Annotated in this window: 12 protein-coding genes; 6 read left to right on the top strand and 6 right to left on the bottom strand. The window is 69.3% G+C overall.

Features of this window, described 5'->3' with window-relative positions; all coding sequences use genetic code 11:
• The first annotated feature begins 29 nt into the window (after window positions 1–29).
• Window positions 30–797 (top strand): TetR/AcrR family transcriptional regulator, encoded by a 768-nt coding sequence (locus tag ACW18C_RS00890; RefSeq protein WP_492072269.1) that lies wholly within the window; start codon window positions 30–32, stop codon window positions 795–797.
• On the opposite strand, the gene ACW18C_RS00885 is transcribed toward ACW18C_RS00890, so the two are convergent.
• A complete protein-coding gene (locus tag ACW18C_RS00885) occupies window positions 794–1,318 on the bottom strand; it encodes a DUF2306 domain-containing protein (RefSeq protein WP_492072268.1) in 525 nt (174 codons plus the stop codon). The genes ACW18C_RS00890 and ACW18C_RS00885 overlap by 4 nt on opposite strands.
• A gap of 159 nt (window positions 1,319–1,477) precedes the next feature.
• Between ACW18C_RS00885 and ACW18C_RS00880 the strand changes: the two genes are divergently transcribed.
• Entirely contained in the window at window positions 1,478–2,251 is a 774-nt protein-coding gene (locus ACW18C_RS00880) for a LytTR family DNA-binding domain-containing protein (RefSeq protein WP_492072267.1), read from the top strand.
• Between the two features lie 16 nt (window positions 2,252–2,267).
• On the opposite strand, the gene ACW18C_RS00875 is transcribed toward ACW18C_RS00880, so the two are convergent.
• Complete coding sequence (locus ACW18C_RS00875) at window positions 2,268–2,972, bottom strand: FMN-dependent NADH-azoreductase (protein WP_492072266.1); 705 nt, start codon at window positions 2,970–2,972, stop codon at window positions 2,268–2,270.
• Window positions 2,973–3,142: 170 nt separating this feature from the next.
• Between ACW18C_RS00875 and ACW18C_RS00870 the strand changes: the two genes are divergently transcribed.
• Window positions 3,143–4,000: a LysR substrate-binding domain-containing protein gene (locus ACW18C_RS00870; protein WP_492072265.1), complete on the top strand. Its 858-nt coding sequence runs from the start codon at window positions 3,143–3,145 to the stop codon at window positions 3,998–4,000.
• Here ACW18C_RS00870 and ACW18C_RS00865 read toward each other — a convergent pair.
• The gene (locus tag ACW18C_RS00865; protein ID WP_492072264.1) at window positions 3,993–4,460 is read right to left on the bottom strand and encodes a COG3650 family protein; all 468 of its coding nucleotides are present in this window, start codon (window positions 4,458–4,460) and stop codon (window positions 3,993–3,995) included. The genes ACW18C_RS00870 and ACW18C_RS00865 overlap by 8 nt on opposite strands.
• Before the next feature lie 79 nt (window positions 4,461–4,539).
• On the opposite strand from ACW18C_RS00865, the gene ACW18C_RS00860 reads away from it, so the two are divergent.
• The gene (locus ACW18C_RS00860) at window positions 4,540–5,706 is read left to right on the top strand and encodes a DNA cytosine methyltransferase (RefSeq protein ID WP_372704832.1); all 1,167 of its coding nucleotides are present in this window, start codon (window positions 4,540–4,542) and stop codon (window positions 5,704–5,706) included.
• Window positions 5,707–5,757: 51 nt separating this feature from the next.
• Here ACW18C_RS00860 and ACW18C_RS00855 read toward each other — a convergent pair whose 3' ends face one another.
• The 3 genes from ACW18C_RS00855 to ACW18C_RS00845 all read right to left on the bottom strand — a co-directional run bounded on the left by ACW18C_RS00855 (window position 5,758) and on the right by ACW18C_RS00845 (window position 9,699).
• Complete coding sequence (locus tag ACW18C_RS00855) at window positions 5,758–6,117, bottom strand: DUF1318 domain-containing protein (protein WP_008261324.1); 360 nt, start codon at window positions 6,115–6,117, stop codon at window positions 5,758–5,760.
• Window positions 6,118–6,149: 32 nt separating this feature from the next.
• Window positions 6,150–6,338 (bottom strand): YnbE family lipoprotein, encoded by a 189-nt coding sequence (locus ACW18C_RS00850; protein ID WP_008262758.1) that lies wholly within the window; start codon window positions 6,336–6,338, stop codon window positions 6,150–6,152.
• A 76-nt stretch (window positions 6,339–6,414) separates the two neighbouring features.
• Window positions 6,415–9,699, bottom strand: a complete 3,285-nt coding sequence (locus tag ACW18C_RS00845) for an intermembrane phospholipid transport protein YdbH family protein (RefSeq protein WP_492072263.1) — start codon at window positions 9,697–9,699, stop codon at window positions 6,415–6,417.
• Between the two features lie 353 nt (window positions 9,700–10,052).
• Between ACW18C_RS00845 and ACW18C_RS00840 the strand changes: the two genes are divergently transcribed.
• The gene (locus ACW18C_RS00840) at window positions 10,053–11,378 is read left to right on the top strand and encodes a M23 family metallopeptidase (RefSeq protein WP_492072262.1); all 1,326 of its coding nucleotides are present in this window, start codon (window positions 10,053–10,055) and stop codon (window positions 11,376–11,378) included.
• A 319-nt stretch (window positions 11,379–11,697) separates the two neighbouring features.
• Complete coding sequence (locus ACW18C_RS00835; RefSeq protein WP_052005161.1) at window positions 11,698–12,627, top strand: hypothetical protein; 930 nt, start codon at window positions 11,698–11,700, stop codon at window positions 12,625–12,627.
• Window positions 12,628–12,667 lie beyond the last annotated feature (40 nt).

Here is a 12,667-nt window from a genome sequence, read left to right as displayed (position 1 = left end):
GGTGCGAACGCCCGCCTAGCCTCCCGATCATGAGCAAGCCCGACGCGTCGCCCCCCGCCGTCCGTTCCATCGCCGCCGCGCGCCGCAAGTCGGCCGTCAGCGCCCCTTCGGCTCAGGGGCCCGGCCGACGCGGCCGTCCCCCCAAGGCCCAGGCCAAGGCCGCCGGCGAGACGCGCGACCTGATCCTGGACGCGGCCGAGGACCTGTTCTCCAAACACGGCTTCTACGGCGTCACCATCCGCGAGGTGGCGCGCGAGGCGGGCGTGGACACCGCACTTGTCCATTACTATTTCGGGGCCAAGCGCGACCTGTTCGACGCCGTCTTCCTGCGCCGGGCCGAGGTCTGGAACGACGACCGCGTCGCCGCCATCGATCGTTACGCCGAGGCCGCCGGGCCGGACATGACCCTGGAGGGCCTGCTCGAGGCCTTCCTGCGGCCGCCGTTCGAATGGTCGCTGAAGGGCGGGCCGGGCTGGAAACACTATGCCGCCCTGGTGGCCCAGACCAACGCCAACCCCACCTTCGGGGGCGAGACCATGGCCCGCTATTTCGACCCCGCCATCCGTCGTCTGATCGAGCTGATCGCCGTGGTCCTGCCGGACGCCAGCGAGGTGGACCTGTACTGGGGCTATCACAATCTGTCGGGCGCCCTGACCCTGACCCTGGGCGAGACGGGCCGTCTGGACCGGCTGTCGGGCGGCCTGGCCCGATCCGGGGACCTGGAGACGGCCGGCGACTATATGGTCCGCTTCGCCGCCGCCGGCTTCCGCGCCGTCGTCGGCATGTCGCCCCGCTAGCTGAAGAAGATCGCCCACATCAGCCGGCCGGGCAGGAAGGTCAGCGCGCCGGCGACGATCAGCCCGCCCACGAACATGCCCGTCATCGCCCGCCGGTGCGCCTGCACCCGATGACGCCGCGCGGCATGGACCGCCATCGGCAGGCTCACCACCGTCCAGCCGCTGATCAGATGGATGAACGACAAGCCGGCCGGCCCGTCGGGGTTGATCGTGTGGATGAAGAACGAGCTGACCGCCGTCGTCCCCATGGCCAGCACCCAGGTCCAGCCCAGCGCCCGGTGCAGCCGCGTCCCCTTGATCCCCGCCAGCAGCACGATGCCGATGGCCAGGGCGGTCAGGGCCGCCGCCACATGGATCTGGATCGCGGTCGGCGCCGCCGCCAGCAGGCCGAAGTCCGGCGCGCGCAAACTGAACCCGAGCAGGGCGATCCGCCCCCCGTCCGCCGCCAGATAGGCGACAATGGGAACGCCCAGCAGGACCAGGGCGGCGATGGACGGGGCGAAACGGGCGTGACGAAACAAGGGGAACCTCCGGCGATGTGTCTCGCCGCTTCTGAAGCCCGGCTCGCGGTCGCGCCTCCCGTTCTGCGTCAACGACCACCCCGGCTTCGCGAACGGACGCCCCTTCCTCCGGCCCCGAAATCATGATTTCAGACAGGCGTCCCTCCTTCGAAAGCCGCCATGACGTCTCCCGCCGCCGACCGTCGCCGAACCTTCCTGCGCGGCCTGGTCGTCGCCAGTCTGGTCGGGGTCTTCCTGGCGACCACCGGCGCCTTCGGCAGCGCCAACGCCCCCTATGTCCAGCGCCTGGCCTACTGGGTGCTGATGATGATCCTGGGCGGGCTGTGGGGCCATCTGTGCAGCCGGATCGTGACACGGTTCGTCGATGTGGACGACCGCCCCTGGCTGACGGTGGCGGTGATGACCGGAGTGATCACCGGCCCCCTGAGCGTCATCGTCTGGGCGGCGACCGGCCTGTTCTTCGCCCAGAAACTCTATCCGCTGGCGGCCCTGCCCCAGCTGTTCGGCCCGGTCCTGGTCGTCACCCTGGCGGTCACCACCGTCAATGTCTTCCTGGGCCGGGCCCAGCCGGTCCAGACCCACGCCGCGCCCGCCTCCCCCGCGCCGGCTTCGCCGCATCCGGTCCGTTTCCTGGACCGGCTGCCGCTGAAGCTCAGGGGCGCGACCCTCTACGCCGTCCAGGCCGAGGATCATTATCTGCGCCTGCACACCGACCGGGGCTCGGACCTGATCCTGATGCGCCTGTCCGACGCGGTCGAGGAGCTGGAGGGGCTGGAGGGCGCCCGCACCCATCGCAGCTGGTGGGTAGCCCGATCCGCCGTGCGCGGCGTCGACCGCGGCGACGGCCGCGCCACCCTGACGCTGGAGGGCGGTCTCAGCGTCCCCGTCAGCCGCCGCTACGCCCGCACCCTGCGCGAAGCCGACTGGTGGTGACGGCAGGGATGGCGGTTCAGGAGACCGGCTCAACGCCGGCCGCCAGCCCATCGACCAGCTGATCGACGGCCGCCTCGGCCTCTGCGATGGAGACGGCGAGGCGCGTATCGGCGAACTCGTCGTACTCGATGGCGATGACGTCGCTTTCCAACAGACCGATATAGGCCAGCGGAACCTTCAGCCCCGCCTCCACCAGGTTCATCTGCGCCAGACGTTCTCCCGGATCGTAGCCATAGTCGCCGCGTGAGGTAAGGATAATCAGCCGCTTGCTCTTCGGCAGCATGGGCCAATACGGCGCCCCGGGACGCGTGCGGTCGAAACCGAAGGTGACGCCCACGCGAACGACATTGTCGATCCAGGCCTTCAGCGGCGCCGGAAGCCCGAAATTGTACATGGGCGCGCCGATCACGATCAGGTCCGCCTGAATCAAGGCTGCGATCAGGGAGTCGCTCTCAGCCAGAACCGCTTTCTGAGCCGGGTTGCGCCGCTCCAGCGGACAGAAGGCCGCCGCGATCCAGGCCTCATTGACCGGCGCCGGCGGGGTCCGCCCCACATCGAGATGATGAACCTCGTCCTGCGGTCGGACCGCCGCCCATCGCTCAACAAAGCGCCGACCGAGACGTCGCGTGTGCGACCCGTGCTTGTCACGGCCCGACTCGCCCAGTCTGGCGCTTGCGTCGATGTGGAGAAGGCGAATCCGGCCTGTAGAAGACTTTATCATGATAAACTAGACTCATGCATCTATTGAAGATGCTGTTGCATAGGGTCCAGATATGCTGACGACGAACGCGAATTTCTCAGCTAATGGATGAAGCTAAATCATCCATAAGGCGGCCCCGCAAGCTGCCGCCTTTGGGCGCTCTTCGCGCCTTCGAGGCGGCGGCCCGCCACATGAGCTTTCGTCGGGCGGCGGAAGAGCTTTCCGTCACGCCGACGGCCGTGAGCCATCAAATCCGTCTGTTGGAACAGACGATGGGGCAGCCGCTTTTCATACGGCTGGTCCGGAAGGTGGTGTTGACGGAGACCGGAGGGCGGCTGTTTTCAACGCTTAGGGACGGGTTCGACGCCTTCGAGCGGGTGCTCGAAGACGTCAGACCGCGAAACCGGCGCACCACGGTGACGCTGACCGCCACCACTCTGTTCACGGCGCGGCGGCTGATACCGGCTCTGGCCGCGTTTCAGGCCCGCAATCCCGATCTGGATCTGCGGCTCCACGCCAGCGACGCCATCGTCGATCTGGCGTCCGGCGGAGCTGACCTGGCGGTTCGCTACGGCGCAGGCCCGTTTCCCGGCTTGGTCACAGAGACGCTGGTCTCCGAACGTTTCGGCGTGGTGAGCAGTCCTGGACTGCGTCTGACCCAACCGACAGATCTTCTGAATACGACCTTGCTCCATATCGAATGGAAAAAGGCCGGCGACGATCCCGACTGGAGACGATGGGCCAAACAGGCCGGCTTGACCGCCCTCTCCGCTGAAACCGGCCCGCGCTTCACCGATGATGCTCACGCGCTGCTCGCCGCCACAGCGGGGCACGGCGCGGCATTGGCCTCTCTGGAGCTGGCGCGGCCCGAGCTGGAGGCCGGGCTCCTGGTCAATCCCTTTGGGCCGATCCTCGACGGCGAAGCCTATCACATCGTAGCGACGCCCCAGGCTTGGACCGAAGACGGGGTCAAGGCGGTGGCGGCGTGGCTCAGAGAGGCTGTCACGGGACCGGTTGCGGCCCAGACCACAAAACCCGGGTCTAGCTGACGGACTCGCGTTCACCGCGCGCTTCCAGGGCCGAGGCCGATGCGGCGCAACCGCTCAGGGTGTCGTCGCCGATCTCGACCCGTGCGGTCAGGGGATAGGTGCGGTCGCTCATGCCGTCCGAACATTCGGTGGCGATCAGCACGACGTTCATCGCCGCATTCAGGTCGGTGGAGGTGGCGTAGGTGGCGACCGTGCCCTGAACCGTCGCCCCACGGTTCGGCGCCCGCTGCGTCGGCTGGTCCATCCGGGTGTAGATCAGGGTGTCCGGGGTGATCTCCACGCTCCAGAAGGGTTCGGTCCCCAGGGCCCGCACCGGCTTGCCCAGATCGACCCCTGCCAGAACCGGCGCGGCCTCGGGTGGCGGCGCGGATTCGGGCGCCTTGTCCCGACGGTCGTAACAACCGACCAGGGTCAGGCCGAGAACCGGCCCGATCAGCAATGTGGTGAGTATGGCGCGCATGACGGACCCCCGCGTTCGGCCTGCAGGTGTGGACGGGGCCGGCCTCGGTCAAGGGGCCGGGCTGAGTTATGGTGGCCGCATGTCGATTCGCCCGACCGCCTATGAATTCTTCGCCGGGGGCGGTCTCGCGGGCCTGGGCCTGTCCGGCGCCGGCCTCTCAGGCCAGAGATGGGCCGGCGTCGACACCGTCTTCGCCAACGACATGGACCCCGCCAAGGGGCGGGCCTTCGTCGCCAACCATCCCGACATCCGCTTCCATCTGGGCGACGTCTGGTCCCTGCGCCCCGCCGACCTGCCGGGCGCGCCCGATCTGGCCTGGGCCTCGTCGCCCTGTCAGGACGTCAGCCTGGCCGGGGCGCGAGGCGGACTGGAGGCCGGTCGATCCGGCGCCTTCTGGGGCTTCTGGCGCCTGATCCAGGGCCTGGCGGTCGAGGGGCGCGCGCCCCGCGTCATCGTGCTGGAAAACGTCATCGGTCTGCTGACCTCCGGCCCCAAAGACGAATCGGGCCGGGATTTTTCCGCCGTCTGCGCCGCCATGGTCCAGGCCGGCTATCGCGTCGGGGCGCTGGAGATGGACGCCGCCCACTGGCTGCCCCAGTCACGGCCCCGCCTGTTCATCGTGGCGGTTCAGGAGTCGGCCCTGAACGGCGCGCCCGAGGCCGCCGCCCCCTCGGGCCCCTTCCACTCCGCCCGCCTGATCGCCGCCCATGCCCGGCTGCCGGACGCCGTGCGCGCGGCCTGGGCCTGGTGGAGTCTGCCGGTCCCGCCCCGGCGCAACCTGGATCTCGCCGCCCTGCTGGAGCCGGATGAATCCGTGGAATGGCTGGACGACGGCGCGGAAATCCTGGCCCTGGCCGCTCCGCTGCACCGCGCCCGGATCGAGGCCGCCGTCGCCTCCGGCCGGCGCGTGGTCGGCGCCGCCTATCGCCGGGTGCGGACCGAAGACGGACGCAAGGTCCAGCGGCTTGAGATCCGGTTCGACGGCCTGGCCGGCTGTCTGCGCACCCCGGCGGGCGGGTCGTCGCGGCAATATGTGGTGGTCTGCGACGGCGGTCGGACGCGGGTGCGTCGCCTGACCGGACGCGAGGCGGCGAGGCTTATGGGCGTGTCGGACGACTATCGTCTGCCCGGCAGCGAGAGCGCGGCGCTGAAATTGATGGGCGACGCCGTCGCCGTGCCCGTGGTGCGCGCCCTGACCGAAGGCCTGCTTCTGCCGGCCCTGAGCTCGCGTCGCACAGCGGCCTGAAGCCCGTGGGATCGACCCGGCGAAACGCCGGATCGATCATTCAGGCCCGGCTCAGCGCTGGACCCACTGGCCCTGGGCGTTGCGGTACCACTGGCCCGACTGGATGCGCGGCAGCAGCTGGCTTTCGAACATCCGGGCGCCGGCGACATCGGCGCTGGTGCCCGCCTCGGCCGCGCTGCGGGCGTAGGCGGCGCGGCGGCCGGCGTTCATGGCGTCGACGGCGGCGCGCAGGGCGGCGTCGGACGTGCTGACGCGGAAGCCGACATAGCCGTCGGCCTGTTCACCCACGGTGCCGGCGGCCTTGGCCTGGTCGACCAGGGTCTTCTGGGCTGCGGTCTGGGCCAGGGCGGCGCCGCCGAATGAAACGGCTGCGGCGAGGGCGCCGACAGCGAGGAATTTACGAAGGCTCATATCGGCCTGTCCTTTCAAAAGAAGCGAGGCGATCAGAAGAGGTTCGGGTTCTGCTGAAGCAGTTGCTGCAGCTCCTGATCCAGCCGGACGCGGACGTCTGCATCCAATTTGGCGTAGATCTGGATCGGCGCAACCTCCAGACGGATGGTCGGGGCGCAGGCCGCCACGGCGACGACGACCGCCCCGAGGCCGAGTCCGGCCAACTGGCGCTTGTTGATCATGGCGAGAACTCCGGGTCGGTCAAGGTTGAGAGGTCATTAGCACGCTATCGCGTGAACGGTCGCTGAATGGTTCGGCTCACGGCGCTTCGGGCTCGGGCCCAGTCTCGGGCCCAGTCTCGGGCTCAGTCTCGGGCGCGGGCGTCGGCCCTGGCTCTTTCTGACCCTGACGCGCCCGATTGACCGCCATGATGTCGGCGAACAACTGGTTGGCGTTCAGGGTGGTGTCCAGCGTCAGGTCGATCTGGGTGCCCGACGGCAGGGGCAGTTCCCGGTTCAGGAACTCCCGGCTGATCAGCTCGGCCACCGTCAGGCGCAGTTCCTGGCGCTGCGGCGGTTCGTGCCGCCCGCGGATGTGGAACAGGACCGAGATCCGTCCCTCGTCCAGACTGTTCACATCCGCGCTAAGCACGTCGAAGGCCAGATGCTCCATCGCCTGATAGGCCAGGTCCTCGACCATATTGGGCGGCACGTCGGCGCCCCCGCCGCCCGCATCCACGTCGGTCAGCACCTCGCGCTGGATCGACAGCCGCCCCGGCTGGACCGCGCCCAGGGCGCCGGCCGTGATCTTCAGGCCCAGTTTCGGGTCCATGGTGAAGGGCAGCCGGCCCGACACCACCGCGTCCAGCATCACCTTGTCGGCGAAACCGCTGTCGGCGACCACATCCCCCAGCTGGACCCGGTCCAGCACGATGACCCCGCTATAGGCCTGGGTTGGGTCCAGCGGCACGACCAGGGGTTCGATGGAGACGGTCCCGCCCCCGGCCTGGACCGACCCGCCGGCGATGCTGAACCCCGCCGCGTCGATGGCGAAGTTCAGGTCCAGGGCCGTCGCGTCGGCCCCGATGTCCAGACTGTCGACCGTCAGCCTCTGGTTCGGCGCCGTGATGATGGCGGGGCTCAGGCTGGTGAATTCGATCTCGCCGCGCGCGCCCTTGACCGGCCCGGCCGGGCTGACGAAGTCCAGCCCCGGCACGCTCAACCGCCCGCTGGACGTCGGCTCGCCGTCCTTGGTCCAGTCGAACCGGCCGTCGAACCCGACGACGCCGGTCGCCGGCGACTGAACGAAGGCCTCGACCAGGGGGCTCAGCATCGAGGGCTGAAGGCCGCCCTCGACGAACCGCACCTCCGGCGCGGCGATGTGAACGCCCCCGGCCCCGGTTCGACCGTCGTGGGCCAGGGTCAGCCGCCCCAGGGTGGTCGCGGCCGCCTTGCCGGTTCCCTTCAGGTCGAACCCGCCGGTCCAGCGCTCATTGGCCAGGGTCGCCTGGCCGGAAGCCGCCAGGGTCTCGAACCGTTTGGGCGTGGTCGCGTCGACCGCCTGGACCTGGGCCACCGTGGCCGTCAGCCCGACCCCCGCCTTGGTCCCGTCCACCACCACCCGGCCCGAGGCCTCGGCGAACCGCATCCCCAGGAAGGGAGCGTCGGCCGACACGCCCTGGAAACCGCCGGCGACGCGCCAGATCCCGTCCTTGGAACTCAGCAGGGGTCCGGTCTCGGGACACAGTTTCCCGGCCACCCGATGGACGTCGTTCTCGTCCAGCTCCAGCCGTTCGACCGTCAGATCCACACAGTCGGACGTCGCATAGGTCAGCCGCCCGCCCGCCATGGCCAGCAGACCACGAGTCCGGGCGTCGATGCCGCGCGCTAGGTCGAAGTCCAGCTGGGCCCGCCCGTCCAGCAGGGCCTCGAACCCGCTGTCCGTCAGCCGCCACTCAGGCACCGCCACGGCCATTTCCGGCAGGCCTCGCCCTCGCGTCGCCGTCAGGGTCAGGGCCCCGCCGCCCAACCGTCCCGGTTCGGCCTGATAGGCCCCCGTTCCCGCCTGGGCGACGGTCAGTATTCCGCCGTTGGCCGGCGTCAGGGTGACGGGCCGGGCCAGGGTCACGCTGGTCCCCGCCGAACCCGTGGCGAAGCGGATGGCGGGCGCGTTCAGGGCGAAATCCCCCAGCGCCGTCTTCATCTCGGTCAGCTCGGCGATCTCGTCGGGCCCGACCGGCCCGAACAGGGGCCAGGCGCCGCCCGCCGAGCGCAGGCCGCCTTCGGCCGCGATCCGGATCGCCCCGTCCTGAACCACGTCGAGGCTCAGTTCGCCCCGCGCCTGTTTCAGCATCAGGTCGCCGAAACCGATCCGGTCGAACGCCGCCGTCACCGGCCCGGTCGCCTCGAAGGCCGTATTCCGCCCGCCCATGGACAGACCGTTCGACTGGATCGAAAGGTTCTGCGCCTTGGCCTCGCCGGCCTGGCCAGAGGCGGCTCTCAAATTGAGCGGCGTCTCCAGGCTCCAGCGCACGGCCTCATCCCGCGACACGGTCAACCGCCCGCCCGTCGCCGAACCGGCGACCTGACGCGCCGCCAGCCCCGGCCCATCGATCGTCGCCGCCTTCAGGTTCAGGGCGGTCGCGCCTTCCAGCCGGAAGGTCTCGATCCATCCGGCCGTCACGCCGTCGAACCGCGCCGACAGCTCCGCGTCCCGCGCCTGCGTCTGCTGTCTGCCCCCGCCCCCGCCCCCGCTTTGGGCGAAGCCCAGCACGTCGCCGACCAGACGGGCGTCGATCACGGCCCGGCCGTCGCCGCGCCGCCTCTTCATGTCGGGATAGGGCAGGTCGCCGGTCAGGCTCAGCCGGATCGCCCGGCCGTTCAGGGCGGCGGTCCGGACCCGGTCGCCTTCGGCCTCGACCCGCAAGGCGATCCGGTCGCCGGTCGTCGTCAGATCGACGACGGCCCCCAGGCCGTCAGCCTCGAATTCTCCGCTCTTCAGCGCGGCCGGCGGCATCCGGGCGCTCAAACGCATCAGCTTGCCGTCGTCCACCCGCGCATCGGCCAGCAGCTGGACCGAGCCGTATTCGGTATCGAGCCGCGCCCGCCCGCCCTCGACGATCACCAGAGGGCTGCGCGAATCCGGCCTGGGCGGCCCGCCTGTGAACTGTTCGACCAGAGGATCGAGCGACCCCAGGGACAGTTTCCCGTTCTTCCAGCTGGCCCGCATCACCGGCCGCACCAGGCGGATCCGGCTGGGCGTCACCCCCACGCCGGTCCTGGACCAGGGCAGGGCCACGGCGTAATCCACCTCGACCCGCTCGACGGTCACATCCGGATTGCGCGGGTCGCCGATGCGGATGCGGCCGACGAAGCCGTCCAGCTCGATCCGCTCGACCTCCACCTCGGCCTGGACGCCCCGACGCTCCAGCCAGCCGACCAGAACCTCGCGCGCGGCGGCCCGGCGATTCAGATAGAGGGCGGCCGCCAGCAGGGCCACGACCACGAACACGGCGAGCAGGCCCAGGCCCAGTCGACGCCGCAGGCCGCCCTTGCGCCTGACGCCTGGGGATCGGTCGGAAGGACTGTCCGGAACTTCGGTCAAACAGGGACGCCGTATCGATTGAGAACTGATCGCCGGACCACCATCGCCACCCTCGATGCGAATACAAGCCTCAAGCGTCGCCGACAGGCCCGAACCCTGCGTCCGTCGCAGCCAAGCTGGGCGACAAGAGGGCGAGCCTGCGTGTCAATCGCATGAGTCTGTGAGACTTTTTCCGCCCACGTCCGGTTCTTAACGGTTTGTAACGGTCTGTCTTCCCAAACTGAGACAGGCAGGTTATAGCCGATGACTTCGCGCTCGGGGTCTATCGGCGCGATTTTGGGTAAAAAGTTTGGCGCCTCGGGCGTCGCAACACGATGAGACCGATGGCTCAGTTCGACCCACGCCGCCAACCTATGCGTCTCGCACCGCATGTCGTGACCGCCGCCGCCGCCATTTCGGTCGCCCTGCTGGCCGGTCGAGTCTACCAACCCGCTCAGGCGGAAGAAGTTCCCGTAATGTCGTCGGCCCAGATGGCCGCTATGGAAGTCCAGGCCTTCGCCGCCGCCAACGCCCCGGCCGGCATGACCGCCCCGGAAGCCGTCCCCGTCCAGATCCGTCGCGGCGAAACCTTCGAGCAGGCCGTGCGCCGCACCGGCGTCGCGCCGGAAGAAGCCAGCGCCGTCGCCGCCACCGTCGCCAACGCTTTCGACCTCGCCGACCTCCGCGCCGGCCTTCGCTTCGAAACCGCCATCGCCAAGCCGCGCGACGGCCGGGGCGACGCCCGCCTGATCGGCCTGACCATGCGCACCGGCCCGGCCAGCCAGCTGACCGTGTCGCGCAGTTTCGACGGCGCCCTGCGCCTGCGTTCGCTGGAAGAAAAAGTCACGCACGAGACCGTGGTCCTGAAGGGCGACGTCGAACGCTCCCTGTCCGCCAGCGCCCGCGAACTGGGGGCCACCGCCTCCATCGTACGCTCCGCCAGCCGCCTGTTCGCCACCAAGTTCGACATGCAGCGCGACATCCGCGCCTCGGACGAGTTCACCATGGTCTTCGACCGCGACGTGACCGAGGCCGGTCGCACCGTGGGCGTGGGCGACCTGATGTACGCCGAACTGCGCGGCGTCACCTTCTATCGGTTCAAGCCGGTCGGCGCGAAGGAAGCCCAGTTCTTCGACGCCTCGGGCAAGAACCTGCGCTCGGCCATGATGCGCACCCCGCTGCAGAATTTCCGCCGCGTCTCGTCAGGCTTCGGTTTCCGCACCCACCCGATCTCGGGCTACAAGAAGATGCACCAGGGCATCGACTTCGCCGCCGGCTCCGGCACGCCCATCGTGGCCCCCGCCGACGGCGTGGTGGTCGAGGCGCGTCGCTGGGGCGGCTACGGCAACTGGCTGCGCATCCGCCACAACAACGGGCTCGAGAGCGGCTACGGACACCTGTCGCGTTACGGCTCCGGCATTCGCGCCGGCCAGCGCGTCAGCCAGGGCCAGGTCGTCGCCTATGTCGGTTCGACCGGCGCCTCGACCGGCCCCCACCTGCACTATGAACTGTGGCGCAACGGCCAGCGGATCAATCCCGCCGGCGTCCGCACCCAGGAAGGCACCGAACTGGCCGGCGGCGACCTGGCCGCCTTCCGCGCCGAAAAGGCCCGCATCGACCGCATCATCGCATCCGGCGGACAGAAGCGCCCGGCCCTGCAACAAGCCTCCGCCGACGGCCTGCGCCCCGTTCGGGGCTGATCAAGCCTGACGGCGCGCTTCCTCAACCCGCGCCTTCGCCGGCGCGGGTTTTCTATTGCGCCGACTGCAGGGCGAGACGGATCGACGTCCGTCCTGCGAATGTACCAATCCGAGGCAGGCGCGGTCGCAAGCGTCGCAAACTGAACGAGGCGGACAGCGCGAAGGTTAACCCTGTCCTCCGTCCTGCGGGACGATCTTCAACGCGTATCGGCGCTTCGTCCCGAGACTCGGTTAACGCCTCGAACGCGGAAAGACGCGGCCGTTCTTGCAGTCGACAGAACGCCGTCATTTCCGACGGATATCCTCTTGGGGCTTTCAAATGACTCACAATATCGGCGTGACCAGCCTGGCGGCCGCGGCCGCTCTCATGCTCGCATCCGGCGCTCAGGCGCAGTCTACTGCAACATCGAACCAGAAGAACACGGCGACCGTCCGGGCTCAGCTCAACGCCGTCGTCAACGACGTCAACGGGAACGTCTCGCAGACCTCGGCGGCGATCAGCAACTCCGCGACCATCTCCGGCGCCGGGCCGACGACCGTGCGAAATCTTCAGGATAGCTGGGGCTCCACCAGCGCCGCCCTGTCCAGCAATGTCGCCGACGTGAACGGCGATGTCGCGGCCACGGCGGCGGCCCTGGGCAACTCCGCCACCGTCACCCTGGACGGCAATGTCGTGTCCAAGGTCGCCAACACCCAGTACACCCATCGCGGACAGTTTCTGGCGGACGCCAACCTCAAGGTGGCGGACATCGACGGCGCCGTGAACGGCACCGCCGCCGCCATCGCAAACTCCTTCACCGCCTCGGGCGAGGGGGCGATGACCGTGACCAACGCCCAATATTTCAACGGCGACTCGCGAGCCGTGCTGAACGCGACGGTCCAGGACGTGTCCGACAAGGTGAACCTGACCTCGGCCGCCCTGGCCAATTCGGCGACCATCGACCTTCAGGGCGCGGGCAAGGGCACGGTCACCAACACCCAGATGTCCGGTTACGACCCGACCGCAACCCTGTCCGCCACGATCGCCGACGTCGATGGCGCGGTGTCGGCCACCTCGGCGGCGATCTCCAACTCGCTGACGCTGAACACCGGGCCGAACACCATGCTGACGGCCTCCTCTGTTCAGGACAACAAGGCCCTGACGCAGGCGATATCCAACGTCACGGTCCGGTCCGTGGATTCGGCGTCGCTGACGGCGGCGGCCATCGGCAATTCGGCGACCATCAGCCGGGTGACCGGGGGCCTCTGACCCTTCGTCGCGCGGGACGACGCCGTCCCGCGCGACGGAT

It is taken from the genome of Brevundimonas sp. FV1ye7S (genome assembly GCF_058680995.1).
Note: the sequence above shows the minus strand (reverse complement) of the source record. Positions and strands in the feature narration are given on the sequence as shown.

What these genes read in the sequence shown, in the direction of transcription:
- ACW18C_RS00890 (WP_492072269.1), top strand. Translation starts at nt 30, where the DNA reads ATGAGCAAGCCCGACGCGTCGCCCCCCGCCGTCCGTTCCATCGCCGCC.
- ACW18C_RS00880 (WP_492072267.1), top strand. Translation starts at nt 1,478, where the DNA reads ATGACGTCTCCCGCCGCCGACCGTCGCCGAACCTTCCTGCGCGGCCTG.
- ACW18C_RS00875 (WP_492072266.1), bottom strand. Translation starts at nt 2,972, where the DNA reads ATGATAAAGTCTTCTACAGGCCGGATTCGCCTTCTCCACATCGACGCA.
- ACW18C_RS00870 (WP_492072265.1), top strand. Translation starts at nt 3,143, where the DNA reads ATGAGCTTTCGTCGGGCGGCGGAAGAGCTTTCCGTCACGCCGACGGCC.
- ACW18C_RS00865 (WP_492072264.1), bottom strand. Translation starts at nt 4,460, where the DNA reads ATGCGCGCCATACTCACCACATTGCTGATCGGGCCGGTTCTCGGCCTG.
- ACW18C_RS00860 (WP_372704832.1), top strand. Translation starts at nt 4,540, where the DNA reads ATGTCGATTCGCCCGACCGCCTATGAATTCTTCGCCGGGGGCGGTCTC.
- ACW18C_RS00855 (WP_008261324.1), bottom strand. Translation starts at nt 6,117, where the DNA reads ATGAGCCTTCGTAAATTCCTCGCTGTCGGCGCCCTCGCCGCAGCCGTT.
- ACW18C_RS00850 (WP_008262758.1), bottom strand. Translation starts at nt 6,338, where the DNA reads ATGATCAACAAGCGCCAGTTGGCCGGACTCGGCCTCGGGGCGGTCGTC.
- ACW18C_RS00840 (WP_492072262.1), top strand. Translation starts at nt 10,053, where the DNA reads ATGCGTCTCGCACCGCATGTCGTGACCGCCGCCGCCGCCATTTCGGTC.
- ACW18C_RS00835 (WP_052005161.1), top strand. Translation starts at nt 11,698, where the DNA reads ATGACTCACAATATCGGCGTGACCAGCCTGGCGGCCGCGGCCGCTCTC.